This is a genomic window from Ruminococcus sp. FC2018 (assembly GCF_000621805.1).
In the GTDB taxonomy this organism is placed as follows: Bacteria; Bacillota; Clostridia; order Oscillospirales; family Ruminococcaceae; genus Hominimerdicola.
Genome location: NZ_JHXH01000020.1, coordinates 1 through 24,046 on the forward strand (window position 1 = coordinate 1; position 24,046 = coordinate 24,046).

Here is a 24,046-nt window from a genome sequence, read left to right on the forward strand (position 1 = left end):
TATGAGATCTTCTTGGACTTCCTTTTTTAGCTTTGTAGGACGGCCTGTCGACTTGCGTCCTCGGCGTTCAACATAAAAACCTTCTTTGCCTTCTTCAAGATAGATGCGCTCCCAGTCTGAGACTCTATTATGATTACTCACATCGAATTCCCGTGCTGCTTCCCTGTGGCTCAACTTTTCTTTGTGCATCGTTTCAACAACCTTGATTTTGAATTCCGGTGTGTATCTCTTATTTGGTATTCCTTTAGGCATAAAAATGCCCCCTTCCGTTAGATTTCTAATTGGTATATTTCTATTATACCACATTGTCTAACAAAAGGGGAGCATTTCAACACCGGGCGGTCTGTTGTTTATCAGGCTCTTAAACCTCGTTTTTCATTTCGTTTATAATGCGGTTTGCATTGGCGTATATCCTGTGTACATCATCCCCCACAAAGAACTCGCCGTTTTCATAAAGCACCTTTCCTGCGCACATGGTAAGGCGCACATTGGTCTTATCGGCGCTGTAAACTATATTTGCAGGTATGTTGTTGAGGGGCTGCATATTAGGCTTGTTAAGGTCAATGACCACAAGGTCCGCCTGCTTGCCCGGGGCGATAATATCACACTCGTCAAGGCACATTGCCCTTGCTCCCCCCACGGTAACGGCTTTCAGGACCGTCTGCGGTCTGCAAGCCGAGGCGTCTTTGCAGCTCACCTTTTGCAGGGTGGTCATAAGATACATCTCCCTGAACATATCAAGGGCGTTGTTGCTGGCAGGTCCGTCAGTTCCCAGAGCTATCTCGATGCCCATTTTCTCCATTTCCGCAACAGGAGCTATGCCGCTGGCAAGCTTGAGGTTGGACGCAGGACAGTGTACACATACCACCTTGCGCCGCCTGAAAATATCCATGTCCTCAAGGGTAAGATATACATTGTGGAAGGTGGTGCCTCCGAAATCAAAGGCTCCCACGCTTTCAAAAAGCTGTGTGGGTGTCATGCCGTAGCGTGAGATGCACTCGTCCACCTCTTTTTGTGTCTCGGAATTGTGCATCGCCGTGGGTGCTTTATACTTGCGGGCAAGCTCTCCAAGTCCCTTTATAAGCCCCTTTGAACAGGTATACTCTGCGTGTATCCCCAGCATATAGCTTATAAGTCCGCTGCCGGTGGAGTTGTACTTTTTTATCTCGTCCTCAAGCTCACACAGCCTGCTTTCCTCCCCCGATACCGAGCCGCACATAACGCTGCGGAATCCGCTCTCCACGCAGGCTCGTACATAGCCGTCACGGAAAAAGTACATATCAAACGCTGCCGTGCAGCCACAGGTGAGATATTCAAGTATGGCAAGCTTTGTAAGGTGATATATCCTGTCCTCGTTAAGCTTTGCCTCCATGGGGAAGACCTGCTTGAAAAGCCAGTCCTGAAGAGGCAGATCGTCGGCGTAGGAGCGAAGAAAGGTCATTGCCGAATGGGTGTGTGCATTTTTCAGCCCCGGCATGATAAGGTCGCCTTTAAGGTCTGTCTGCCGCTCAAAGACCGCCTCGTCAAGCTGCTGACGGGTGGGCACCCCCACAAAGGATATCTTGTCCCCGTCCGTCCAGACTTCAGCGTTTTGCTGTATTTCTGTGCCCTTTGCCATGGTGAGCACCCTGGCGTTGTAAAATCGTATCATAGCTTGCTCCTTTTCCTTATATGTTCCACCCTGTCCTTATCAACAGATAACAAATAGCGTTATGCTTTACGACTGTTCAGTTAAAGTCATAGGGTGGGTAGTTTATGCCCTGCTCGGTGATTATGGCGGTGATAAGCCCTGCGTCGGTAATATCGATAGCGGGGTTATAGCACTTTGCCTTCTCGGGGGCAACAGGCGATCTGAAAAACTCGTTTTTTATTTCGTCGGGATCTCTTTCCTCGATGACTATTTTGGATCCGTCGTCGCAGGTAACATCAATAGTTGACGTGGGGCAGAACACATAGAAGGGTATGTGGTAATGCTGGGCAAGTATGGCAAGTCCTGCGGTGCCTATCTCGTTGGCGGTATCTCCGTTTTTGGCAACACGGTCTGCCCCCACGAAACAGGCGTTTACCTTGCCCTGGCTCATGACCAGGCTTGCCATGGAGTCACAGATAAGTGTGGTGTCAACGCCTGCGTTTGTAAGCTCGTAGGCGGTAAGCCTTGAACCCTGGAGCCTGGGGCGTGTCTCGTCAACATACGCACGAAACTTCATTCCTTTTTCTGCCCCCAGGATAAGCGGACCCAGAGCGGTGCCGTAGCGTGATGTGGCAAGGGCACCTGCGTTGCAGTGGGTAAGGATACCGTCCCCGTCGTTTACAAGCACAAGCCCGTAGTTTGCAATAGTAAAACAGGTCTCTATATTCTGTTCGTGGATGTTTTCCGCTTCCTTGCGCAGCGCCTCTATTATAGTTTCAAAGCTGCGGCGCATATTGTTTGCCGCCGTTCTTTCCATGCGCTTTAGTGCCCAGGGCAGATTCACTGCCGTGGGACGGGCAGTAGAAAGGTACTTTGCAAAGGTGTGCATCATCTGGTAAAAGGTCTCCTTGTCCTGACATTCACCGGCAAAGACCTTTGCCTGCAAAAACATGGCGTATGCCGCAAAAATGCCTATACACGGCGCACCACGGACCTGGAACCGCTTTAGTGCCGTGAACATCTCCTTTGGTGTTTCCAGCCGTATGTACGCAACACGATTGGGCAGAAGCGTCTGATCAATGGCAAGTATCGCCCTGCCGTCATCTGTCAGCCTTACAGGATCGTTTACCTCGTACCTCATACTAACCTTGTCCTTTCCTTGGAAATTTGTAAGCAGCGATTACCGTCTTTCCCTTACCACCCTTTCGGGGTCAAGCAGAGATATCCTTTTTTTGTTCTCGCTTATAAAGAACTTCACCGTACCCCCCTCCACAGGAGAACGTGCTATCATCTCGGGGGTTATGTCCTCAACGTCGGATACCCTGTCCACCACGATCCCTGCCTGATGAGAGTCTATCTCCACCACAATAACGCAGCTTCTGTCGGTATAGTGCCCCTGCGGCAATGCCATACGGGCACGGAAATCTATTACCGGGATAGCCTTGCCCCTGTGGTTCATCATTCCGGTTATGTACGCCGGCAGAGAGGGGATAAAGGTTATCTCGGGTATCTCGATTATGTCGGTCACATCGGTTATAAGGAAGGCATAGAATTTGTTGTCGGCAAAAAAGGAAAGTATCTTTCCGCCGTTTTGCTCAAAATCTTCGTCCCTTTGGGTAAAAGCCATGTGAATACTCTCCTTTGCTGTTATTTTTCATTTTCCCCGGAGGAAACTTTAAGTATCTCCTTAATGTCAAGACCTATGGTGATGGTTCCGTCGCCCAGAATAGAACATCCGCTCATTCCTGCCTCTTTAAGAGGAAATGCGGAAAGCAGAGGCGAAAACGGCTTTACAACTATCTGCTGGTCGGAGATTATGCTGTCTGCAAACAGCACCGCACCCTTGTCCCCTTCGGTGCAGTAGATAAGTATTCCCTGTCCGATGTCCTCCACCTCGCTGGGTATGCCGAAATGCCTGCTGAGCCTTATAAGGGGCAGACACATCTCACGCAGCATAACGAACTCGTTGCCGTCGGGGTCAAGGATATAATCCTCCTGCTTGCAGGAGAACACCTCTCTTACCGAGCTTGTGGGCACAGAAAGGCTGTTTTTGCCCACACGGACGCTGAGCACGTCTATGATGGAAAGAGACAGTGGTATGCGTATGGTGAACACCGAGCCAACTCCGAACTCGGAGTCAACAAGCAGTTTTCCGCCCACCTTTTCTATGTTCTTTTTTACAACGTCCATTCCAACGCCTCTGCCGGAATACTCCGTTATCTGCTCGTTGGTGGAAAAGCCTGCTGCTATGGTAAAAGCAAACACTTCTTTATCTGTATATTCGTTCTCCGGCTTGGTGAGCAATCCGTTTTTCTTTGCCTTTGCAAGTATCTTTGCCCTGTCCATTCCTGCGCCGTTATCCCGGCAGGATATTACCACCTCGCCGGAATCATAGCCTGCGGAAAGGGTAACCGTGGGGGGCTCGGTCTTGCCTGCCGCCGCCCTCTCCTCGGGTGTCTCGATGCCGTGGTCCACAGCGTTTCTTGTAATATGCATAAGGGGATCGTTGAGTATATCCACGATACTCTTGTCCACCTCGGTGTCCTCTCCCTCAAATTCAAGGGTAACGCCCTTTTTCAGCTTCTGGTTCATGTCACGCACAACTCTGTTCATCTTCTGGAAAGCCGTGGATACAGGCACCATTCGTATGCTCATTACCGAGTCCTGAAGCTCGTCGGTAAGCTTTTTAAGCTCACGGGCGGACTTGTTGAAACGGTCAAGGTCAACGCCCAGGTCTTTAAGGTCGGGGCTTGATGTAACGCTGCCCTGGGTAATAACTATCTCCGCCACCAGGTCAAGCAGCTGGTCCAGCTTTTCAAGATTTACCGTGATAAGACTCTGCTCATGCTTGGGGGCAGCCTTTTTCGGAGCCTGTTTTGTCCCGGGTGCAGCCTCCTTTGCCTGCTCCACAGCCTGTTCCGCCTGCTGTGGGGTGGGTGCCGCCTGTGCGGGCGCAGCCGTCTGTGCAGGCGCAGCAGACTTGTCGGGCTTGTGCAGCTGCTGTGCCTTTTCAACGTTTATACCGTCCTCAAGAAACTCCAGCACCTTCTGCGCATCGTCGGTTATAAGCTTTATTATCAGCCCGTGGGCTTTTATCTCGTCGTCCGCCTCGTCTGCGTCAAGGTCAACAGGCAGCGTAGATGTGACCTCCGCCATCTGTCCCAGTCCCCTCAGAAGCACAAAGCCTCTTGCCGAGGGCATTGCGCAGCTTTCCTGGTAGGTGACTCTGTATGTAAGGATGCTCTCATCCTCGTCGTCGGGGAAAAGGTGAGAGAGGTCCTCCTGTGCACCTGAGCTTGCCTGTGCAGCCTGAGCAGGGGCACTTTCCCCCTTCATCTGTGCGGCAAAGGCGTGTATCTTCCCCTCAAGCTCCGTGAAATCGGTAAGGGGTATATCGTCGTCGGAAAGATTGTCAAGCTCTCCTTTAAGGCTGTCGGAGCTTGCAAACAAAAGCTCGTAAAGCCCCGCCTTGTCATACTTCACATTGGGGTCGTCACGGATAATATAGAAAAGATCCTCCATAGCATGGGCAAGGGTGGACATATTCTGCAGACCCATCATGGCAGCAGAGCCTTTTATGGTGTGCATGGTACGGAATATCTCGTTTATGTCGTCCTCGCCTATGGACTCCTCCTGCTCGGTACGCATAAGGGTGTCGTCGAGCTTTTCAAGCAGGTCGCCTGTTTCAAAGACGAACATATCCAGCATACTTTCCATTCCCGCCTCAAATTTCGGCATTTATATCTCAACTCCTTGCTGTATATCCTTTGGGCTTCCCTTGGGGGTGACCTCAAAGCCGTTGTTTTTCAATATTTCCAGTGCCCGTTTATAATTCACTCCCGCCACCTTATGGCGTGGAGATTTTTCTCCTGTAGTGTAGAAAAATACTGTACCGTTGCCTGCGATCTTTGAAAAGGGATCCTGCCGCACGGTGACTTTGGTTATTTTTTCTTTTTTCAGCAGCACCTTGTGGAAGGTGTACCACTTACAGTAGCTCAGCGTCAGGTCGCTGCCCTTAAAGCCCATAGAGGTGTTCAGCGCAGCCACCGCCTTTACCACCGCCATCCAGAAAAACGGCAGGGCGAGCATTATCTCGATAAAGATTATCTGGTTTCTTCTTTCGGGGAAATAATACTGTGCCGCCACCCCTGCCGCCAATGCTGCCGCAGCGGCAATAAGGGGAAAAATAACGTATCCCACGATGTTTGCGGAATTTGTTTTCACCTGTGGGTTGCACATTTTATACTCCGGTGTAAGCAGCCTTGCGGAGGCAACGGCGTCCTTTGAGGTGGTTATTGGTATAAGGGCGGATATCTCCTTGCGCCTTTTTCCGTAGCCCGAACAGCCCACCTCCACCGAACAGATGTTGAACATCCTCATGAAGTAAGACTGTGTAAAATCAAGATAGTTTATATAGTTCCTGCGCAGCAGGTGATGCCTGCGGGAGCCTTTTCCGCTGCGTATGCGCAGAAAGTCCTCTCCCGGACGGCAGGTAAAAGCCCAGTGCCGCAGCAGATTTGAGGTAAAGCTCATTATCCACACAAGCCCTATGAGCGCACCTGCGGCAAGAAAGTATATGCCTATGCCGGAGTTCTCAATGTTCTGTATATGGTTGTTCACCTCGTTGAGAAGTCTTTTTTCAAACTCCGCATCTGTTATGAGGTACGCCTGATAAAGAATGGTGAGAAGCACTATCGCCCCGGACACTGCAGAGGTGAACAGCAGGGAAAATACAAACAGCTGTCTTTTGCGTGTTCTGAACACAAATCCGGGCTGTGCCTGCGACTTTTTACAGATAAGCTGATATATCTCCATTGCCCGTGACTTTGTAAGGTCTATGCGTATATCGGTGCTCTGAAAGCATTTTGCGTCGGTGTCGATGTACACCTGGCAGGAGTGAAGCACATACGCCACCGGTCCCTGACACACCGAGAAAGAGGCTATCTCCTCAAAGTACACCACCGTTCTTGCCATGCCCAGAAAGCCTGTGTGACCGATTATCCTATCCTCGGCAAGCTCGAAATACACAGTTACCCACCGCACGAAGGCAAAGATAAATATGGCGACGACTATCATAATGTCAAACCAGTTGGCGTGGAGCCAGCCGGCTATATCAAACTCCATAGCTATAAGATATTTTCCCAGCGAAAAAAGCAGCAGCCACAAGTATTTTGTGGTGTATTTAACTATCTTCACCGGGTGCTGGCGGAAGGACAGAAACGTCTTTGCCATTTTGCGCAGGTTCTTTGCCGTACCCTCTGTTCCGCTCACGAAGCATCACCCCGTTCACGGTTGCGCTTTTGTAAGGCATCGTTGATGACCTGGCTTATCTCCCGTGCCTGGCGGCGTGTAAGAAAGGACATAACGCTTTTTGCCCCGGGAGAGTTGAGCACCACAAAGTTAAAGCCTGTTATAAAGCTCAGCGGTGTGAGCACCGTTGTAACGCTCAGCACCGAATCAAGGGGCACATACTGGTGAGAGATGAGCACAACTCCTGTGCGAAGTCTGGCACTTTCGCTGTTTACGGTGTACCTTGCCACAAGCACATAGATAGGGAAAGCGATTATCAGCAGGATTATCAACGCTGCCCACACCATATCTGCGATAATAAGAACATTCTGGGGCAAAAAATTGCTCACAGCTTTAAGCCCTGCCTTAAAGCCGGTGTGCAGACCAAAGGAAAATATAAAAAACCAGAACACGGTCCTTTTGCAAGCCGTATAGCTTTTTTCCTGCTCCATTATGCTCTCTCCTTGTTGGTTTTAGTGCCGTGAGGGGGTATGCCTGCCGGCGGACAGCAGGGTCTATCGTATCTTGCCATACCTCCGGGATATCCTTTCGGCTAACCGGCTGTGTATCATATCTCTCCTGCTGCGTGGCGTGTTACGTGGCAGCCCACATTTACCGACACAGGCAGTCCTGCAATATGGGTAGGTGCCTGCTCGATATTCACCGCAAGGCAGGTCTGTGTTCCGCCGAAGCCCTGGGGTCCTATTCCAAGCTTGTTTATCTTTTCGAGCATCTGCTGTTCAAGCTGTGCATAAAGGGGCTTTGGGTTGCGCCGGGAAACATCTCGGCAAAGGGCTTTCTTCGCAAGAAAAGCACACTTTTCAAAGTCGCCTCCGATACCCACGCCCAGAACGATAGGCGGACATGGGTTAGAGCCTGCCTTTGCAGCGACCTGTACCACCCAGTCCACTATTTCCTCATGGGTGACGCTTGGTGTCATCATTTTCAGCTGTGACATATTTTCGCTGCCAAAGCCCTTTGGCGCAACGGTTATCCTCACCTTGTCCCCCGGTGCGTAGGAAAGATGCACCACAGGGGGAGTGTTGTCCCCTGTGTTCACCCTTTCAAGGGGGTCTGAAACGATGGAGCACCGCAGCTTCCCGTCGATGTATCCTCTGCAAACGCCGTTGTTCAGCGCCCGGTTTATGTCCCCGCCAACGAAGTGGACGTCCTGTCCCACCTCCATGAAGATAACAGCCATTCCTGTGTCCTGACAGATAGGTATGGACTGCTCACGGGCAACGTTTATATTATCTATTATATCCGAAAAAACATTTTTACCCACAGGTGACTTTTCAAGCTGTGCATTTTTGCAGATGCACTGCTGCATATCTTCGGGCAGGTAAAGATTTGCCTTTATGCAAAGCTCCCTCACCAGGTCCTCCACCTGTTTTACATTTATCTGTCGCATATTATTGTTCCTTAACTGCCTTGCAGTATCCCTTTATAAGTTTTGCCACTGTGCCTGCGGTCTTTTTCGCCTGCTTTTTAACGTCCTCGTGGCTAAGAGGAACATCTCCCAGACCTGCTGCGGGGTTGGATACATAGGATATTGCACACACCTTCATTTTTGAATGGCGTGCCGCAATAGCCTCACAGGCGGTGGACATTCCCACAATGTCCGCTCCCAGCAGACCTGCCATTTTTATCTCCGCAGGAGTCTCGTAGGAAGGACCTGTGAGCTGGATATAAACGCCCTCCTTGACCGTTGTGTTCTGCTCCTTAGCCACCGACTTCATGACCTCACGCATACCCTTGTCGTAAACCTGGGTCATGTCGGGGAATCTGTCGGCAGAATCCACAGCCTTGTAGCCGATAAGAGGATTTGGCACAAAGGTTGCTATGTGGTCGGAAAGCAGAACTATATCGCCTGTATCAAAGTCCGCAGATATCCCCCCTGCGGCATTGGTAAGTATCACCTGTTCGACTCCCAGCATACCCATAAATCTGATAGGCAGCACTACTTCTTCCATAGTATAGCCCTCATAGTAATGCACTCTGCCCTGCATACAAACCACAGGAACGTCCTCGATGTACCCGAAGACATACTGTCCCACATGGTCCTCAACAGTGGAAACAGGGAAACCTTCTATCTCCATGTAAGAAATGCTGTAAACGCTCTGCATTTTATCTGCCAGTTCTCCCAGTCCCGAACCAAGCACTATGCCTATTTTCGGCGCAAAGCCTATTCTTGAGCCTATCTTTTCAACATAACCTCTCAGAGCCTCATAATCGATCATTTTCCTTCCATCCTTTCATAATATAATGATATTTGTTCACTGCCTCTATACGGCGCAGTGAGATTTGTGCAAAACTAACAAGTATTTTTGGTTTTGCGTATACTATGCTACCATATATTTTACAATAATTATACCAGTTTGTCAACGGTTTTTGGCATATATGATACATCTTCTCCACAGGGTGCCCGGGACACAAAAAAGCAGGACTGTGATAAACACAGTCCTGCTTGCATTACATATCAGAATTCGATCTTTGAATAAAGACCTGCGCCCTGCATGGAATCCTCCGGCTTTGGCTTTTTATAGTCCTTTTCAAAGCTTGTGGTGATGTCAAAACCGCTTGAACGCGGACGGCGGTTCCTGTCGTTTCTTCTTCCTCTTCCGCCCTTTCTGAATCCGCCTTTATCGTCGTATTTTCTCGGATTTGTGGAAGAGATGATGACTTTTCTGTAAGGCTCATCACCCTTTGACTGGCTGGTAACTCCCTCGATCTCGGAAACAGCCGCATGAACGATACGTCTTTCGTATGGGTTCATAGGCTCCAGAGCAGAGCTTCTGCCGGTCTTTTTAACGTTGTTTGCGATCTTCCTTGCAAGCTCCTCAAGCTGCTGTTTTCTTCTTTCTCTGAAACCGCTGCAGTCCATAGAGATCCTGAAATAATCTCTGTCTATCCTGTTGCAGGCAAGTGAGGTAAGGTACTGCAAAGAATCCAGCAGCTCTCCCTTTTTGCCCAGCATTTCCTCAAAGCCGTCTCCGTTTACTTCAAAAACTGCGCCGTCCTCGTTTTCCTCTACGCTAACGGTAACGTTTGTGATCTCCATTGCCTGCATAACGTTTTTAACGTAGTCCACGGCAATGTCCACCTTTGTGCGGGTATATTCCGCCTCCACCTTTGCCTCACCTTTGATCTTACCGAAAAGACCCTTTTTAGGCTCTTCGATAACATTGAAGCTGATCTTTTCTTCGCTTACGCCAAACTCTCTGGCAGCCAGCTCCTTTGCTTCTTCTACGGAAGCTGCGGTAAATAATTGTTTCATTTACCTTTTCTCCTCTCGATTAAGATTTCACAATATCTTCACGGGATCCGGCAGGTATCCTTGAAAAGTGCGGATATACGCACTTTTCCGGCTTATGAGAAGTGATGTGATCCCGATTGCTGTGCATGATTATTCCTCGCTGTCCTGTTCCTGTTCACTATCCTCAGACTGCTCGTCGGCATCTGTCTGCTCATCGGACTGATTTGCGCTGTCGGTATTCTTGTTGTTATTGCTGTTGTTATTATTGTTATTGTTCTTGTTTCTGTTTTTCTTCTTTTTGCCGCTTTGAGGCTTTTTCTGCTCCTGCTGCTCTTCCTCGTCGTCAAGGAACTCCTCGTACTCGTCCCCGTACTTTTCAGCCATACGCCTTCTTGCCTCGGCTATCTTGCGGCGATCCTCGGCAGCCTTTTCAGCCTTTGAAAGCTTCTTTTCTCCCTGCTCGTCATCGTCGTCGTCGTCATCGCTGCTGCTTGGCAGGGCTTTTCCTTCCCTTTCAAGCTGCTGCTCTGCCATTCTTTCCATAAGAGTCTTTTTGCCGCTCTTCTTGTTTCTTTCCCTTTCCTCCTCAACGATGGCTGCGATCTTAGCCGGACTGTATGCAATATTGAGGACGATGGTCTGAAGAAGTGCAAAAAGCGAAGAATAGCACCAGTAAAGACCCAGACCTGCGGGGTAGCTGAAACCGATCCACAGTGAGAACACAGGCAGAATGATGAAGGTTATCTTCATACCCATGCCCATTGCCTTTGCGGCTGTGGGGTTGTTCTTTCTCTGGAACAGCTGTGCCACTACGGTAACTGCCACCTGAAGAACGAAAGATGCCACAGGGATTATCCATGTGAAGTCCTTAAAGGACGGGATAACGCCCATGTCCAGTCCGAAGCTTCTGTAATCTATATCCTTTGCTGCTTTTTTAACTGTATCAGGCAGCACATCGGCATACTCGCCGTCTGCGTTGTTGACAAAAGAGAATGTCATAAGCTCGGGGCGAGATGTAGCAAGGTTCTTTGAGATGTACTCCTCATTGAGCATGAATGCATCAATATTTGGGTGTTTCTTTATAGCCTCAATGATATTCTTGCTTGTGCTGTCGCTGTCCTCAAGTGCCTTTGCGGCATTTTTACATTTATCCTTGTCTGTAAAGTATTCCTTGAACTGCTCGTAAGCCTTGTCCTCGTCGCTGGTCTCATTCTTGAAGTATGCAACAAACTTTTCTATCTCGGTCTTGTTCATAAGTTCCTTTTTAGCATCCTCCGAGATAGCCATTTTCTCTATTCTTTCATTGATGTAATCCTTATTTTCGTCGCTGTGAAGGTCGCTGGAAACAACATAAAGTCCGGAGATAAGGTTATTGGACTTTGTAAGCTCGTCCTTGTCTGCATCGGAGATATATGTCAGCGGTCCGTAGATTATAGGGATAAGGGCGAACAGGATAACCATTGTGATTATCATAGGAAGGCAGCTTGCCATAGGGTTTACCCCTGCCTTGGCATAAAGTGCCATCTGTTCCTCCTGGAACTTCTGCTGGTTCTTTCCGTACTTTTTTTTCAGCTTTTCAAGCTCCGGCGCCAGCATTCCCATTTTCGCAGTGCTTTTCTGCTGTTTTATAGACATAGGGAACACTATAAGTCTTGTTACGAACGTAAAAAGCAAAAGGGCTATACCGTAGTTTTTCACAAGGTGATATATACCCTTCATTATCCAGCCCAAAGGCGTAGCGATTATACCCATTATCTTCCTCCAACTTTCAATTCATTTTCTTTCCCGTAATTTCAAAAAGAGGCACTGCCCCGTAAATATAAAAAACCTAAATATCTTTTATCCTGTCTTTTTTTCTTTTTATCTTAAAATAGCCGAAACTAAGCTTTTTGGGAACATAGTCCACCCCGCCCAGGCTCCACGGATTACAGCGCAGCAGTCTCCATACCGTCAGCAGCAGACCCTTGAAAAAGCCATGCATCCTGAATGCCTGCGCCGAATACGCCGAACAGCTGGGATAATACTTGCATCTTGCCGGAAAAAGGGGACTTATGAACCTTCTGTACAGTCCCACCAAAAAAATACCAATATACTTCATTTTCTTTTTTTATTATCTTCCCAAAAGCCTTTTTCAAAAGTTATCTTCATACTTTTCACAAGCCTTTTGCGGATAAATTCTTCGACCTCAAGGCTTGTCCCGCTGCCGATACCGTCCCTGCCCACAAAAACAATGTCATACCCCATGGGTATTTCCTTTTCGCATATTCTGTAAGCGGCTCTGATTATCCTTTTTATCCTGTTTCTCGTCACCGCATTTCCAAGCTTTTTTCCTGCGGTGATCCCAAGTCTGTTATAGGGGCTGTTGTTTGGAAAAAAGTAAGCGCACAGACTGTCTGAGTTTACTCTTCTTCCCTTCCTGTAACAGCGCATAAACCCGCTGTTGTCCTTCATTATGTCAGTAAATAGCATTTTTCCCGTTTCTTTTTAAAAACTAAAAACGACCTTGTACCAATCACTCTTTGAATGGTAAAGGTCGGTCAGACAAAGGGTACTTCCTTTTTAGTGTTTTATCACCGATTTTTTACCCCTTTGATGTTTCTTTCAAAGGCAAAGCTTTTCGCCCTGCCTTATCCAAAACATTAACTTTCTTCTGCTTTGCGCTTTTTCAGCAACGCTCAAATGTCCTTTTCAGCAGATCAGTAGCTCAGTCTTGCTCTGCCCTTTGCTCTTCTTCTTGCAAGTACCTTTCTGCCGTTGGCAGTTGCCATTCTCTTTCTGAAACCGTGAACCTTCTGTCTGTGAAGCTTCTTTGGCTGATATGTTCTCAACATTTAGTCCATCCTCCTTTCAGCCGGCTTGTCAAAGCAGCAGACTGTCTGTCTGCGCCCTGTCAGCTCCATGTATTTACGGACTGACAAGTGATAATTCTTGACATAGCCCTTGTAAGTTTACATTATATCTCATTTCACACGCTTTTGTCAAGCCTTTTTTCAAAGTTTTTTGCCCCGGACCCGCTCTTATTTCCCCGGTTTTTAACTTTATTTTATAAACTTTTTGTGTATCTTTATTTATTCATTTGTTAAAAATACAATATATAGTGTGTTAAATTGCCTTATAACACAGTTTTTAGTACCACTGCCATGCCCTCAAAAGAGGCTGAAAAAAAGTACTATTATTTATATATATGCGCTTGAAATTTTTGTGGGTTTGTGATATAATTATTTAGTATTGAAAAGTGTGTCTAAATGTAAATTTATGTTATTTTTCATAAGAACTTTCGGGTGTCGAGCGGACTTTTCAAAAACAGCTTCAACATCCGATTTTTACTTGATGATTAGTTATTTTCTATAAACTCCGGAGGATAAAAAATATGGATTCTTTCAACGACGTATTCCTTGAAGTTCTTAAATACTGCCACGACTACAAAACGGTGAGCGAGCCGGGCTACAACAGGTGGATAAAGATACTTGAGCCGTACAAATTCGAGAACAATGTGGCATATCTGCTGGCTGATTCCGAGTTTACAAAAAACACCACCGAGACCAATTACGGGGCTATCATAAGAGAGGCTTTTGAAAACGTAATGGGCTTTGAGGTAGAGGTCAAGATACTTGTAAAAAGCAAGGAAGAAACTGCCGACAGCGAAAATGTCAGCGTTACACCTGCAAATTATTCGGACAATCTTACCAATCTTCTCACCTTTGACAACTTTGTCCAGGGCGAGTCCAACAAGCTTGCCTTTGCCTTTGCACAGACCGTTGCAAACAGGTATAACAACAACGTGGAACAGTCTGACCCCAATATCGTTCTTTTCAATCCCCTGCTTATTTACGGTGATTCCGGACTGGGCAAGACTCACCTTATGAAGGCTATCGAATACGATGTCAAGAAAAACAATCCAAAGCTGAAGATAGTTTACACCACCGGTGAAAGCTTTATTAATGAGCTTGTAAAGGCTATCGAGACAAAGGACACGGTAAATTTCCACGAAAAATACAGAAACGCAGACTTTCTGCTGGTGGACGATATACAGACCATTGCCGGCAAGGAAAGAATGCAGGAGGAATTTTTCCACACCTTCAACGAGCTTTACAACGCAGGCAAACAGATAGTTCTTACATCCGACATCAACCCCTCAAAGATATCCAAGCTCCAGGACAGGATACAGACAAGGCTTTCAAACGGAATGCAGGTGGACATTACACCTCCTGACCTTGAAACAAGAATGGCTATCATAAAGAGCAAGGCTGAAAGGCTCGATCTTCAGCTTTCGGAAAGCGTCATAAAGCTTATCGCAGAAAAGATAAAGAACAACGTAAGACAGATCGAGGGGACAATAAAGAAAATAAAGGCTCTCACCCTTTATACCAACGAGCACCCGAATATCCAGATGGCTCAGAGAGTTACCAAGGAGATCATGATCGAGGATCATCCTGCGGAGATAACCACCGACAGGATACTCAGCGAGGTAGCCGATGCTTTCAACGTTTCCACAGAGGATATCCTCTCAAAGAGCAGACAGGCAAAGGTATCCCTTGCAAGAAAGATATTCATCTATATCATGAAAAATGTAAAAGGCATGACCTTCTCCCAGATCGGCGATGTGCTCAATAAGAACCATTCCACAATGAATATCCACTATAACGAGATAGACCAGCTGCTCAATACAAATAAATCCCTTAAAGATAACGTGGACGATATCATCAAAAATCTGAAAACCAACTGACTTTTTATTTCATTCACAGATTTTCCGTCCGCATTTTATCCCGCCGTTCTTTGCACAAGATACTTTTTTTCATATCTCTGTGACGGGACAAGTGATGAAGGGAAAAAAATGTACTTTTTAACTTTTTCAACAATGTTTTCAACAATTATGCTTGTCACAAAGCATTTACAGACAGGCTTCTTGTGGTGTTATAAACATTTTTAACACAATATCTTGTTGTAAAAAGTAAAAAGATCACAGGCTGTACAGAATTTTTTCACTTTGTTTTTAACTTTCAACTCACAATCTTTCAAAGTTCCAACAGCCCGAAGATCTTTCAATTCTTTCAATTTTTTTTCAAAGCTCACTCAACAAACGGCTGTGCCCATCAGAGTGTTTGTAAAGGGGATCTGCGCCCTTTTCAACATTCTCAAACCACTCTACTATTGATACTAAAATAAATAAAGATATATTGTTTTATTTCAGAAAAAATCGTTTTTTATATCCGGACGTGTGTTGAAAAACATTGTCCGCTATTCAGGTTTAATATTTAGTTTACATACAAGGAGAGAATAACATGAAATTTACCTGCGAGAAAAAAATGCTTATCGACGCTGTCACCAATGTTTCAAAGGCAATAACCGAAAGAGCTCCCTTCCCTGCACTTGCGGGAATGAAGATGACTCTGAACAAGGAGGATCTTGAGCTTACAGGTTACAATATGGAGATAGGTATAAAGACAAACATTACCGTTGAAAGCTCCGATTACGGTCAGTGCATAATAGATGCAGGGCTGTTTTCAAATATGCTGCGCAAGATGCCTGAGGATATTGTAATGATAGACGTATCCGGCAACTACCAGGTCACTGTGTCAAGCGGTGTTACCACCTTTAATCTTGTTGCCACCTCCGCAGATGAGTACCCCGAGCTTCCTCTTATCAATTCCGATGAAAGTATAACTATCTCACAGCCTGTGCTTAAAAATATGATAGAACAGTCTGTTTTTGCAGTTGCAACCACGGATATGAAACCAATTTTAAAAGGCGAGCTTTTTGAGATAGAGAACGGAAAGCTGACTCTGGCTGCTATCGACGGATACAGACTTGCGGTGAGGAGCGAGCCGATAAAATACGACGGAGCTAAAAAGTTTGTAGTTCCTGCAATAACCCTTTCAAAAGTCACAGAGCTGCTCAGCGACAATGAGGAGGACATGGCGGAGCTTTGTCCAACACTCAAGCACATTATCTTCAAGGTCAACGGCTATATGGTATATTCAAGACTTCTGGAGGGAGATTTCCACCCATATAGGTCGGCTATCCCCACAGAGAGCAAAACCGAGGTCTCCGTTGACAGAAAACAGCTTATCGCTACCCTTGAAAGAACTATGCTCATCATCAACGACAGAGCACCTTCACCTGTAAAATGCTACTTTGAAAACGATACGATAAAGATAAACTGCAAAACCTCCGTGGGAAAAATATCCGACGAGATAAGCGCAGTTATTGAAGGACCTGTTATCGAAATAGGCTTTAAGTGCAAATATCTCCTTGACCCGCTGAAAGTTATTGATGACGACAGGGTAAAGCTCCAGATGAACGGAAGCCTGCTGCCCATGAAGATAGTTTCCTGCGACGAAAAGGAAAATTATACATATCTTGTGCTGCCTGTAAGGCTGCCAAAGGATTGATAAAAAATGAAAACAGTTGACATTAAGATAAATACCGAGTTTATCAAGCTTGACTCGCTGCTTAAATTCGCAGGTATGGTGGAAACAGGCGGCATCGCTAAAGAGATAATCGCCGAGGAAAGAATAAAGGTCAACGGCGAGGTATGCACCATGAGGGGGAAAAAGATCCGCCCGGGTGATAGGGTGCAGATCGACGAGCTTGATACAGAGATACTTGTAGTAAACTGATATATGTATATAACACAACTATCTGCCGACGGCTTTAAAAATCTTAAAGGCGTTGACATAAGACCCCACAAAGAGCTTAATATATTCTGCGGAGAAAATGCTCAGGGAAAAACAAATCTTATCGAGGCTATCTGGCTTTGTACAGGTGTTAGATCCTTCAGAAACACCAAGGATAAAGGCATGATAGCCATTGACAAGCAGATCATGAATATCGAGGTTTCCTTCAAGGACAAATTCCGTGACCAGCGGATAAGATATGCCATGGAAAAGGGAAATATCCGTGAAAAGGGGCTTTTTCTCAATGGGGTAAGGGTGAAAAATCCTGCCAGGCTTTTCGGAAATCTGGACTGTGTGGTGTTTACTCCCGAGGATCTTGAGATCTCAAAGGGCTCTCCCGACAACAGACGGCAGTTCATTGATCTGTGTGTGAGCCAGATAAAAAACAATTATGCAAATGTCTGCGCAAAATACGAAAGGATAATCGAGCACCGCAATGCGCTTTTGAAAAATATAGCCACGGGCAAAAGCTCAAAGGACGAGCTTGAGGGCTGGGACAACCAGCTGGCACAGCTTGGTTCGTACATTTCCCTTTTGAGATACAGCTACACAAAAAAGCTGGAGATGTTTGCATCAAAGCTTTACAGCGAGATCTCGGGCGGCAGGGAGAATTTTTTTGTAAGCTACTATTCAACGGTTTTTGATAAGCTTGAAGGCAGGAACGATTACACCGCAGACCTTGCAAACGAGTATCTGAGTGTGCTGAAAAAGAACATTGACGAGGACATAAGATCGGGGTTCACACAAAAGGGTGTTCACCGTGACGATCTCGTTTCAAAAATAAACGGGCTGCTTTGCAGGGATTATGCTTCCCAGGGACAGCACAGGAGCGCAGCTTTGGTAATGAAGCTGGCGCAGGCATATATACTTGCCGAGGAGACAGGTGATCCGCCCTGTATACTCCTTGACGACGTGCTAAGCGAGCTTGATGTGAACAGACAGAAGTTTGTTATCTCAAAAATAAACGGTATGCAGGTTTTCATAACCTGCTGCGATAACAATATACCCTTTGGCAAAAACCAGCACGGAAAGCTTTTTAATATCGAAGCAGGAAGGATAAAGACCGGAAAAAGAAAGGAACAAAGCTGATGTATCTGCATCTGGGCAACGACTTTATGGTAAATGAGCGGGACATAATCGGGATATTCGATATTGAAAATTCCTCTGTCTCGCAGATAACAAAACAGTATCTCAGCCATGCATCAAAAAATGCAAGGGTGATAAGCTGTTCCTATGAAATGCCAAAAAGCTTTGTGGTGTGCCTTGATAAGGATCTGACGGAAACGGTCTATATCTCACAGCTTGCCTGCTCAACACTGCTGAAAAGACATAACAAGTATTCTCAATGAACAATTGGGAAGGACCCTTTTGAAGAAAGGCCGAGAACGGCTTTGCCGTTCTCTCGGGAGTAACCGTGGTAACGGTTACTCCGTCCCATCAAACCCCACCCCTAAAACTTTTATTGCTTTTTCGCCGTTCGGGTCTGCGACCCAAACAACGAAAAAGTAGTGAGAGTTCAGAGTAAGATATGAAGAGTGACTCTTTCAAGAGAGAACTCTCAACTGCTCGTTGAAAATATTTCTGTATTCTTTCAACAATGCAGAACAAATAACTGAAATATAAACACATTTTATCATATCTATACCGAAACGGAGGATAAAAAATTGGATAACAATTTGGAAAACATCTCACAGGTGGATAAGAGCAACAACTATGACGAAAATCAGATACAGGTGCTCGAAGGACTTGAAGCTGTGCGCAAAAGACCGGGTATGTATATCGGTTCCACCGGCGCAAGAGGACTTCATCACCTGGTTTACGAGATAGTTGACAACGCTATCGACGAGGCTCTTGCAGGCTACTGTACACAGATAGATGTTGAGATACTTGAAGGAAACATCATCAGAGTGACCGATAACGGACGTGGTATTCCTACGGGTATCCACCCGAAGGAGGGCATCTCTGCGGCTACGGTTGTCTACACTATACTGCACGCAGGCGGAAAGTTCGGCGGCGGCGGATATAAGGTAGCAGGCGGTCTTCACGGTGTCGGTGCGTCGGTAGTCAATGCCTTGTCGGAATATCTGGAGCTTACCGTTTACGACGGAAAGAATATCCACTTCCAGCACTTTGACAGAGGTCATTACACCGAGCCTTTGAAGATAATTGGTGAAACGGATAAAACAGGTACTTCCGTTACCTTCAAAGCCGACCCGGAAATATTCCAGGAAACTACTGTCTACGATTACGAGGTGCTTGAAAAAAGACTGCGTGAACAGGCTTTCCTCAACGGCGGTATAAAGATAGTCTTTACCGATAAGCGTGACCCGGAAAATATCAAGGGCGAAACTCTCCACTATGAGGGCGGAATAAGGCAGTTTGTTGAGCATATCCACAAGACAAGAGGAGTTGAGGCACTGTCCGAGGAGGTCATCTACGTCAGCGGCAAAGAGGACGATATGTTCGCCGAGGTGGCACTTCAGTACAACGATACCTACAATGACCTTATCCTTTCCTTTGCAAACAATATCCATACTCCCGACGGCGGCTCACACGAAACAGGCTTCCGTGTGGCACTCACAAGAGTTATAAACGAGTACGGCAAAAAGTTCGGCTACCTCAAAGACGGCGACAAGCTGCTTGCCGAGGACGTCCGTGAGGGTCTGACAGCTATCGTTTCCGTCAAGCTGACAAACTGCGAGTTTGAGGGACAAACAAAGGGCAGACTGGGAAATCCCGAGGTAAGACCTTTTGTTGACAAGCTGGTTACCGAAAAGCTGATGAACTACTTTGAGGAAAACCCGCCTGTTGCAAAGGCTATCTTTGACAAATCCGTTCAGGCGCAGAAGGCAAGAGAGGCTGCCAAGAAGGCAAGAGAGCTTACAAGGCGAAAAAGTGCCCTTGAATCCTCTTCCCTGCCTGGCAAGCTGGCGGACTGCTCGGAGCGTGACGCATCTATCACGGAAATATATATCGTCGAGGGAGATTCCGCAGGCGGCTCCGCAAAAGAGGGCAGAGACAGAAAGTTCCAGGCTATACTCCCCCTGTGGGGCAAGATGCTCAACGTTGAAAAAGCCCGCATTGACCGTGTTTACGGCAACGATAAGCTTTCCCCTGTGGTCACAGCCCTGGGAACGAGCATAGGCGAGGATTTCGACCTGAGCAAGCTGCGCTACGGCAAAGTAATAATAATGGCGGATGCCGATGTGGACGGTTCTCATATCAGAACTCTGCTGCTCACATTCTTCTTCAGATTCATGCGTCCGCTGATAGAGCACGGTCATGTTTATCTTGCACAGCCGCCGCTTTTCAAGGTGCAAAAGGGCAAGCAGTTCAGATATGCATACACCGACGCACAGCGTGACAGATATATCGAAGAGTATTCCGCAAACGGCGGAAAGATCAATGTCCAGCGGTATAAAGGTCTTGGTGAAATGGACCCCATGCAGCTGTGGGAGACCACCATGGACCCTGAAACAAGAACGATGATAAGGGTGACCATGGAGGACGCAGTTAAAGCCGACGAGATATTCACTATCCTTATGGGCGATAAAGTCCAGCCGAGAAAAGAGTTTATCGAAAAGAACGCAGAGTACGCAAAAGAACTTGATGTATAATGATCAGATCTATCACAGCAGGCTGATGAACTGCTGGGGAAAACCCTTTTGGAGAAGGGTTATTCCCCAGACCCCTTTCCTAAACCTCTTAATGATTTTTACAGTATGGGAAATAGATTCCCCATACTGTAAAAATGACTGAAAGTCTAAAAAAGAGCATGGAGAACAGCACTTCCAAGAGGATACTCTCAACATTTCAGCAGCTTGTTGCAATAGATTTGAAAATCACATATCAGGTACTTTACATACACCACATTGTTTTCAAAAACAAGGAAAGGTCTATTAAATAATATGGCGGAGAAAAATGATTTTAAAAGCTTTGAGGAAAAAGAGCTTGAAGAATACGACGCACAGGCTATAAAAGATGCCGACAGCTTCGACGAGCAGCCTATGCTGGTTGTGGACTACGACGTTAAAAACGAGGAGGAGGACAGAGCTTTCCGTGCCTATCAGAAAAAGTTTGTCTATCCCCATAACTGGAAAGTTACCGCAGCCTTTGCTGTTGTTGCGGCAGCTTTTATCGTGTCCATAATAAAATACCCCGGCGGCTATCTTAACTATGTGCTGCTGGCTATATGCCTTGTGGTCATAGCTCTTACCTGGTACAACAGTGTAAGGATAAGAAAATATCTTGTAAGGGCGCTTAAAGAGCTTGAGGACGACAGATACAGATTTACCCTCTACGAAAGCGGATTTATGATAGAAACTATTGTGTCCGAGGAGGAAAAGAAATCAGAGGACTATGTTCCCATAAAGCCCAGACGTGTGCATCTTGGGGACAACAGCGACAAGAACAACGACACCGTTGAGGTCATCGAAAATGACGAGATGTTTATTATCATCATCGAAAAAGAGACCCTGTATGTGCTTAGCAAACGGCTTCTCAGCCAGCAGCAGCAAGAGGTCATCCGTGACAAGTTCACAGGCGAGCTTGCCGAGGGTTACCACCTTATAACCGAAAATTAAATTATTTCATATATCATTTCCGTAAATGCGGAAGATTGGAGTGACTTTTTTGAGCGACTATAATGTTATTGACACAGATGTTGAAAAGATAATGAAAGAATCTTTCATTCAATATTCTATGGCAGTAATCGTTTCCAGAGCCCTGCCGGACGTAAGGGACGGTCTGAAGCCTGTCCACAGGCGTATTTTGTACACCATGTACGAAAACGGACTTACCCCCGACCAGCCGTACAGAAAGTGCGCCGACACGGTAGGTTCCGTGCTGGGTAAATATCACCCCCACGGCGACGCATCGGTTTACGATGCCCTTGTGCGCCTTGCCCAGAGCTTTTCTCTGAGGTACCCTCTGGTTGACGGTCACGGAAACTTCGGTTCCGTTGACGGTGACCCTCCGGCTGCTTATCGTTATACCGAGGCTAAAATGGCAAAGATGTCCATGAATATGCTCACGGACATAAACAAGGAAACTGTTGATTTCCAGTCAAACTACGACGACAGACTCAAAGAGCCTGTGGTTTTGCCCTCAAGGTTCCCAAACCTTCTGTGCAACGGTTCCACCGGTATCGCCGTAGGTATGGCTACAAACATACCCCCTCACAACCTCCACGAGATCATCGAGGGCATGAAGTGCGTGATGAAAAACCCCGACTGCACTCTTGATGAGCTTATGGAACACGTTAAGGGACCGGACTTCCCTACCGGCGGAATAATAATGGGCAGAGCAGGCATAAGAGCTGCCTATGCCACAGGCAAGGGCAAGATAACCCTGCGTTCACAGACCTCTATCGAGGAGATAAACGGCAGAAACTGCATTATCGTCACCGAGATACCTTACATGGTCAACAAGGCAAGACTGTGTGTTTCTATCGCAGACCTTGTAAAGGATAAGAGAATTGACGGCATACATGACCTTAACGACGAATCCGGCAAGGACGGTATGCGTATCGTTATCAAGCTCAAAAAAGACGCCAACCCCCAGGTGGTGCTCAACAAGCTGTTTTCTTACACCCAGCTCCAGGACACTGTGGGCGTTATCATGCTGGCTCTTGTAAACGGTATCCCTAAGGTGCTCACGCTTAAAGAGTGCCTTGAACAGTATATCGACTTCCAGGTTGAGGTCATCAGAAGAAGGACACAGTTTGACCTGAAAAAGGCAAAAGAGAGAGAGCATATCCTCCAGGGTCTTGTAACAGCCCTTGATAACATTGATGAGGTCATCGAGATAATGAAGTCCTCAAAGAATGTTCCCCAGGCTAAGGAAAGGCTTTGCGAGCGTTTTGGTCTGTCCGAGGTACAGGCTGACCATATCGCACAGATGACTCTGGGCAGACTCACAGGTCTTGAAAGACAGAAGATAATCGACGAACTGGCAGAGATAAAGCTGAAGGTGGCAGACCTTGAGGATATCCTTGCAAACCACCAGAGAGTGCTTGACATCATTATCGAGGAAGTTGAGCAGATACAGGATAAGTTCGGCGACGAAAGAAGAACGAGAATAGAAAATGTAAGCGGTGAGGTGGATATCGAGGACCTTATCCCCGAGGAGGAAAGCTTTGTCACCTACACCAAGGACGGATATATCAAGAGAACGCCTATCAGCGAGTACCATGCCCAGAAGCGTGGAGGCAAGGGCGTTACCGGCATGAAGCAGCGTGAGGACGACTACGTTGAGGAGATGTACACCTGCTCTACCCATGATTTCATGCTGTTTATATCCAATAAGGGCATTATGTACAAGCTCAAATGCTACGAGCTGCCCGAGGGTTCAAAGGCTTCAAGAGGCACAAATATCGTCAACGTTCTGCCACTTGAAAACGACGAGAAAATCGCCGCAATGATAAAGACCGACAGCTTTGACGAGGGAAAATATATAGTTATGGTCACCAAAAACGGCAAGATCAAGCGTACTCCTCTTTCGGCATACAAGAACGTGAGAAAGAACGGTCTGCGTGCTATTGGACTTGACGAGGGCGACGAGATCGAGGGCGTAAGAATGACCAGCGGCAAGAACCAGCTTATTGTGGCAACACATAACGGTTACGCTATCAGAGTCAACGAGACCGACATCAGACAGATGTCAAGAACTGCTCACGGCGTAAGAGCTATCAAGCTCCGTGAGGGCGACTACGTTGTTTCAATGGCCAGAGTGCGTGACGGTGCGGCAGTGCTCACCGTTGCGGAAAACGGTCTGGGCAGGCGTGTTGCGCTTGAAAATTACCGTATCCAGCGCAGAGGCGGCTACGGCATGATGAACTATAAAAACGGCGGCGTCTGCGGCATAAAGGTGGTTGATGACGAGGACGATATCATCATGATATCCACCGACGGCGTTGTTATCAGAATAAGAGCCTGCGATATCAGCATTATGGGCAGATATTCAAAGGGTGTTCGCCTTATGCGTGTAAGCGAGGAAGGCAAGGTAGTTGCGTTCACACGTACCGAGCACGAGGAAGATGCGGAGATCTCCGAGGTAGAGCAGGCGTCGGAAGAGGACATCGCTCAGGCTGCCGAGGAAGAGGCAAACGAGGTAGTCGCCGAGGATACAGCTCCCGATGACGAGGACGCTGTTGACGACGGAAACGACGACGAAGAATAAATAGCAGCGAAACCA

Annotated in this window: 22 protein-coding genes; 8 read left to right on the forward strand and 14 right to left on the reverse strand. The window is 46.9% G+C overall.

Going from position 1 to position 24,046, the window contains the following annotated elements; all coding sequences use genetic code 11:
• From T494_RS0110580 to rpmH, 14 genes are all read right to left on the reverse strand, one after another.
• Positions 1 to 252: transposase (locus T494_RS0110580; RefSeq protein ID WP_028506274.1), on the reverse strand; the 252-nt coding region annotated here is incomplete at its 3' end.
• Between the two features lie 109 nt (positions 253 to 361).
• Positions 362 to 1,651, reverse strand: coding sequence for an amidohydrolase (locus T494_RS0110585; protein ID WP_028506275.1), 1,290 nt, complete (start codon positions 1,649 to 1,651; stop codon positions 362 to 364).
• A gap of 76 nt (positions 1,652 to 1,727) precedes the next feature.
• Entirely contained in the window at positions 1,728 to 2,771 is a 1,044-nt protein-coding gene (mtnA, locus tag T494_RS0110590) for an S-methyl-5-thioribose-1-phosphate isomerase (RefSeq protein ID WP_028506276.1), read from the reverse strand.
• Positions 2,772 to 2,810: 39 nt separating this feature from the next.
• Positions 2,811 to 3,257 (reverse strand): chemotaxis protein CheW, encoded by a 447-nt coding sequence (locus T494_RS0110595; RefSeq protein WP_028506277.1) that lies wholly within the window; start codon positions 3,255 to 3,257, stop codon positions 2,811 to 2,813.
• Positions 3,258 to 3,277: 20 nt separating this feature from the next.
• Complete coding sequence (locus T494_RS0110600; RefSeq protein WP_028506278.1) at positions 3,278 to 5,368, reverse strand: chemotaxis protein CheA; 2,091 nt, start codon at positions 5,366 to 5,368, stop codon at positions 3,278 to 3,280.
• Positions 5,369 to 6,901, reverse strand: a complete 1,533-nt coding sequence (locus tag T494_RS13020) for a PH domain-containing protein (protein ID WP_051540368.1) — start codon at positions 6,899 to 6,901, stop codon at positions 5,369 to 5,371.
• The gene (locus T494_RS0110610; protein WP_028506279.1) at positions 6,898 to 7,371 is read right to left on the reverse strand and encodes a hypothetical protein; all 474 of its coding nucleotides are present in this window, start codon (positions 7,369 to 7,371) and stop codon (positions 6,898 to 6,900) included. The genes T494_RS13020 and T494_RS0110610 overlap by 4 nt, the downstream gene beginning before the upstream one ends.
• A gap of 116 nt (positions 7,372 to 7,487) precedes the next feature.
• Entirely contained in the window at positions 7,488 to 8,330 is an 843-nt protein-coding gene (locus T494_RS0110615; RefSeq protein ID WP_028506280.1) for a fumarate hydratase, read from the reverse strand.
• Position 8,331: 1 nt separating this feature from the next.
• Positions 8,332 to 9,159 (reverse strand): purine-nucleoside phosphorylase, encoded by an 828-nt coding sequence (locus T494_RS0110620; RefSeq protein WP_028506281.1) that lies wholly within the window; start codon positions 9,157 to 9,159, stop codon positions 8,332 to 8,334.
• Between the two features lie 239 nt (positions 9,160 to 9,398).
• Positions 9,399 to 10,196 (reverse strand): RNA-binding cell elongation regulator Jag/EloR, encoded by a 798-nt coding sequence (jag, locus tag T494_RS0110625; protein ID WP_028506282.1) that lies wholly within the window; start codon positions 10,194 to 10,196, stop codon positions 9,399 to 9,401.
• A gap of 129 nt (positions 10,197 to 10,325) precedes the next feature.
• A complete protein-coding gene (yidC, locus tag T494_RS13535) occupies positions 10,326 to 11,927 on the reverse strand; it encodes a membrane protein insertase YidC (RefSeq protein WP_051540370.1) in 1,602 nt (533 codons plus the stop codon).
• Positions 11,928 to 12,003: 76 nt separating this feature from the next.
• A complete protein-coding gene (gene yidD, locus T494_RS0110635) occupies positions 12,004 to 12,273 on the reverse strand; it encodes a membrane protein insertion efficiency factor YidD (protein WP_028506283.1) in 270 nt (89 codons plus the stop codon).
• Positions 12,270 to 12,644 carry a ribonuclease P protein component gene (gene rnpA, locus T494_RS0110640; protein WP_028506284.1) on the reverse strand — a complete coding sequence of 125 codons (375 nt, stop codon included), beginning with the start codon at positions 12,642 to 12,644 and terminating at the stop codon, positions 12,270 to 12,272. Before rnpA ends, yidD begins: the two co-directional genes overlap by 4 nt.
• Before the next feature lie 227 nt (positions 12,645 to 12,871).
• A complete protein-coding gene (gene rpmH, locus T494_RS0110645) occupies positions 12,872 to 13,006 on the reverse strand; it encodes a 50S ribosomal protein L34 (protein WP_028506285.1) in 135 nt (44 codons plus the stop codon).
• A gap of 539 nt (positions 13,007 to 13,545) precedes the next feature.
• Between rpmH and dnaA the strand changes: the two genes are divergently transcribed.
• The 8 genes from dnaA to gyrA all read left to right on the forward strand — a co-directional run bounded on the left by dnaA (position 13,546) and on the right by gyrA (position 24,031).
• Positions 13,546 to 14,901: a chromosomal replication initiator protein DnaA gene (dnaA, locus tag T494_RS0110650; RefSeq protein WP_028506286.1), complete on the forward strand. Its 1,356-nt coding sequence runs from the start codon at positions 13,546 to 13,548 to the stop codon at positions 14,899 to 14,901.
• A gap of 556 nt (positions 14,902 to 15,457) precedes the next feature.
• Positions 15,458 to 16,567, forward strand: a complete 1,110-nt coding sequence (gene dnaN, locus T494_RS0110655) for a DNA polymerase III subunit beta (RefSeq protein WP_028506287.1) — start codon at positions 15,458 to 15,460, stop codon at positions 16,565 to 16,567.
• Between the two features lie 6 nt (positions 16,568 to 16,573).
• On the forward strand, positions 16,574 to 16,795 hold the full coding sequence (locus tag T494_RS0110660) for an RNA-binding S4 domain-containing protein (protein ID WP_028506288.1): 222 nt from the start codon (positions 16,574 to 16,576) through the stop codon (positions 16,793 to 16,795).
• Between the two features lie 3 nt (positions 16,796 to 16,798).
• Positions 16,799 to 17,941 (forward strand): DNA replication/repair protein RecF, encoded by a 1,143-nt coding sequence (gene recF / locus T494_RS0110665; protein WP_028506289.1) that lies wholly within the window; start codon positions 16,799 to 16,801, stop codon positions 17,939 to 17,941.
• Complete coding sequence (locus tag T494_RS0110670; RefSeq protein ID WP_028506290.1) at positions 17,941 to 18,201, forward strand: extracellular matrix/biofilm biosynthesis regulator RemA family protein; 261 nt, start codon at positions 17,941 to 17,943, stop codon at positions 18,199 to 18,201. The genes recF and T494_RS0110670 overlap by 1 nt, the downstream gene beginning before the upstream one ends.
• Positions 18,202 to 18,516: 315 nt before the next feature.
• The gene (gene gyrB / locus T494_RS0110675; RefSeq protein WP_278244667.1) at positions 18,517 to 20,469 is read left to right on the forward strand and encodes a DNA topoisomerase (ATP-hydrolyzing) subunit B; all 1,953 of its coding nucleotides are present in this window, start codon (positions 18,517 to 18,519) and stop codon (positions 20,467 to 20,469) included.
• 291 nt (positions 20,470 to 20,760) lie between these two features.
• Entirely contained in the window at positions 20,761 to 21,435 is a 675-nt protein-coding gene (locus tag T494_RS13030; RefSeq protein ID WP_051540372.1) for a heme exporter protein CcmD, read from the forward strand.
• Between the two features lie 49 nt (positions 21,436 to 21,484).
• The gene (gyrA, locus tag T494_RS0110690; RefSeq protein WP_278244668.1) at positions 21,485 to 24,031 is read left to right on the forward strand and encodes a DNA gyrase subunit A; all 2,547 of its coding nucleotides are present in this window, start codon (positions 21,485 to 21,487) and stop codon (positions 24,029 to 24,031) included.
• Positions 24,032 to 24,046 lie beyond the last annotated feature (15 nt).

Coding starts and splice junctions, on each gene's coding strand:
- T494_RS0110585 (WP_028506275.1), bottom strand. CDS start 1,651: ATGATACGATTTTACAACGCCAGGGTGCTCACCATGGCAAAGGGCACA.
- mtnA (WP_028506276.1), bottom strand. CDS start 2,771: ATGAGGTACGAGGTAAACGATCCTGTAAGGCTGACAGATGACGGCAGG.
- T494_RS0110595 (WP_028506277.1), bottom strand. CDS start 3,257: ATGGCTTTTACCCAAAGGGACGAAGATTTTGAGCAAAACGGCGGAAAG.
- T494_RS0110600 (WP_028506278.1), bottom strand. CDS start 5,368: ATGCCGAAATTTGAGGCGGGAATGGAAAGTATGCTGGATATGTTCGTC.
- T494_RS0110610 (WP_028506279.1), bottom strand. CDS start 7,371: ATGGAGCAGGAAAAAAGCTATACGGCTTGCAAAAGGACCGTGTTCTGG.
- T494_RS0110615 (WP_028506280.1), bottom strand. CDS start 8,330: ATGCGACAGATAAATGTAAAACAGGTGGAGGACCTGGTGAGGGAGCTT.
- T494_RS0110620 (WP_028506281.1), bottom strand. CDS start 9,159: ATGATCGATTATGAGGCTCTGAGAGGTTATGTTGAAAAGATAGGCTCA.
- jag (WP_028506282.1), bottom strand. CDS start 10,196: ATGAAACAATTATTTACCGCAGCTTCCGTAGAAGAAGCAAAGGAGCTG.
- yidC (WP_051540370.1), bottom strand. CDS start 11,927: ATGGGTATAATCGCTACGCCTTTGGGCTGGATAATGAAGGGTATATAT.
- yidD (WP_028506283.1), bottom strand. CDS start 12,273: ATGAAGTATATTGGTATTTTTTTGGTGGGACTGTACAGAAGGTTCATA.
- rnpA (WP_028506284.1), bottom strand. CDS start 12,644: ATGCTATTTACTGACATAATGAAGGACAACAGCGGGTTTATGCGCTGT.
- rpmH (WP_028506285.1), bottom strand. CDS start 13,006: ATGTTGAGAACATATCAGCCAAAGAAGCTTCACAGACAGAAGGTTCAC.
- dnaA (WP_028506286.1), top strand. CDS start 13,546: ATGGATTCTTTCAACGACGTATTCCTTGAAGTTCTTAAATACTGCCAC.
- dnaN (WP_028506287.1), top strand. CDS start 15,458: ATGAAATTTACCTGCGAGAAAAAAATGCTTATCGACGCTGTCACCAAT.
- T494_RS0110660 (WP_028506288.1), top strand. CDS start 16,574: ATGAAAACAGTTGACATTAAGATAAATACCGAGTTTATCAAGCTTGAC.
- recF (WP_028506289.1), top strand. CDS start 16,799: ATGTATATAACACAACTATCTGCCGACGGCTTTAAAAATCTTAAAGGC.
- T494_RS0110670 (WP_028506290.1), top strand. CDS start 17,941: ATGTATCTGCATCTGGGCAACGACTTTATGGTAAATGAGCGGGACATA.
- T494_RS13030 (WP_051540372.1), top strand. CDS start 20,761: ATGGCGGAGAAAAATGATTTTAAAAGCTTTGAGGAAAAAGAGCTTGAA.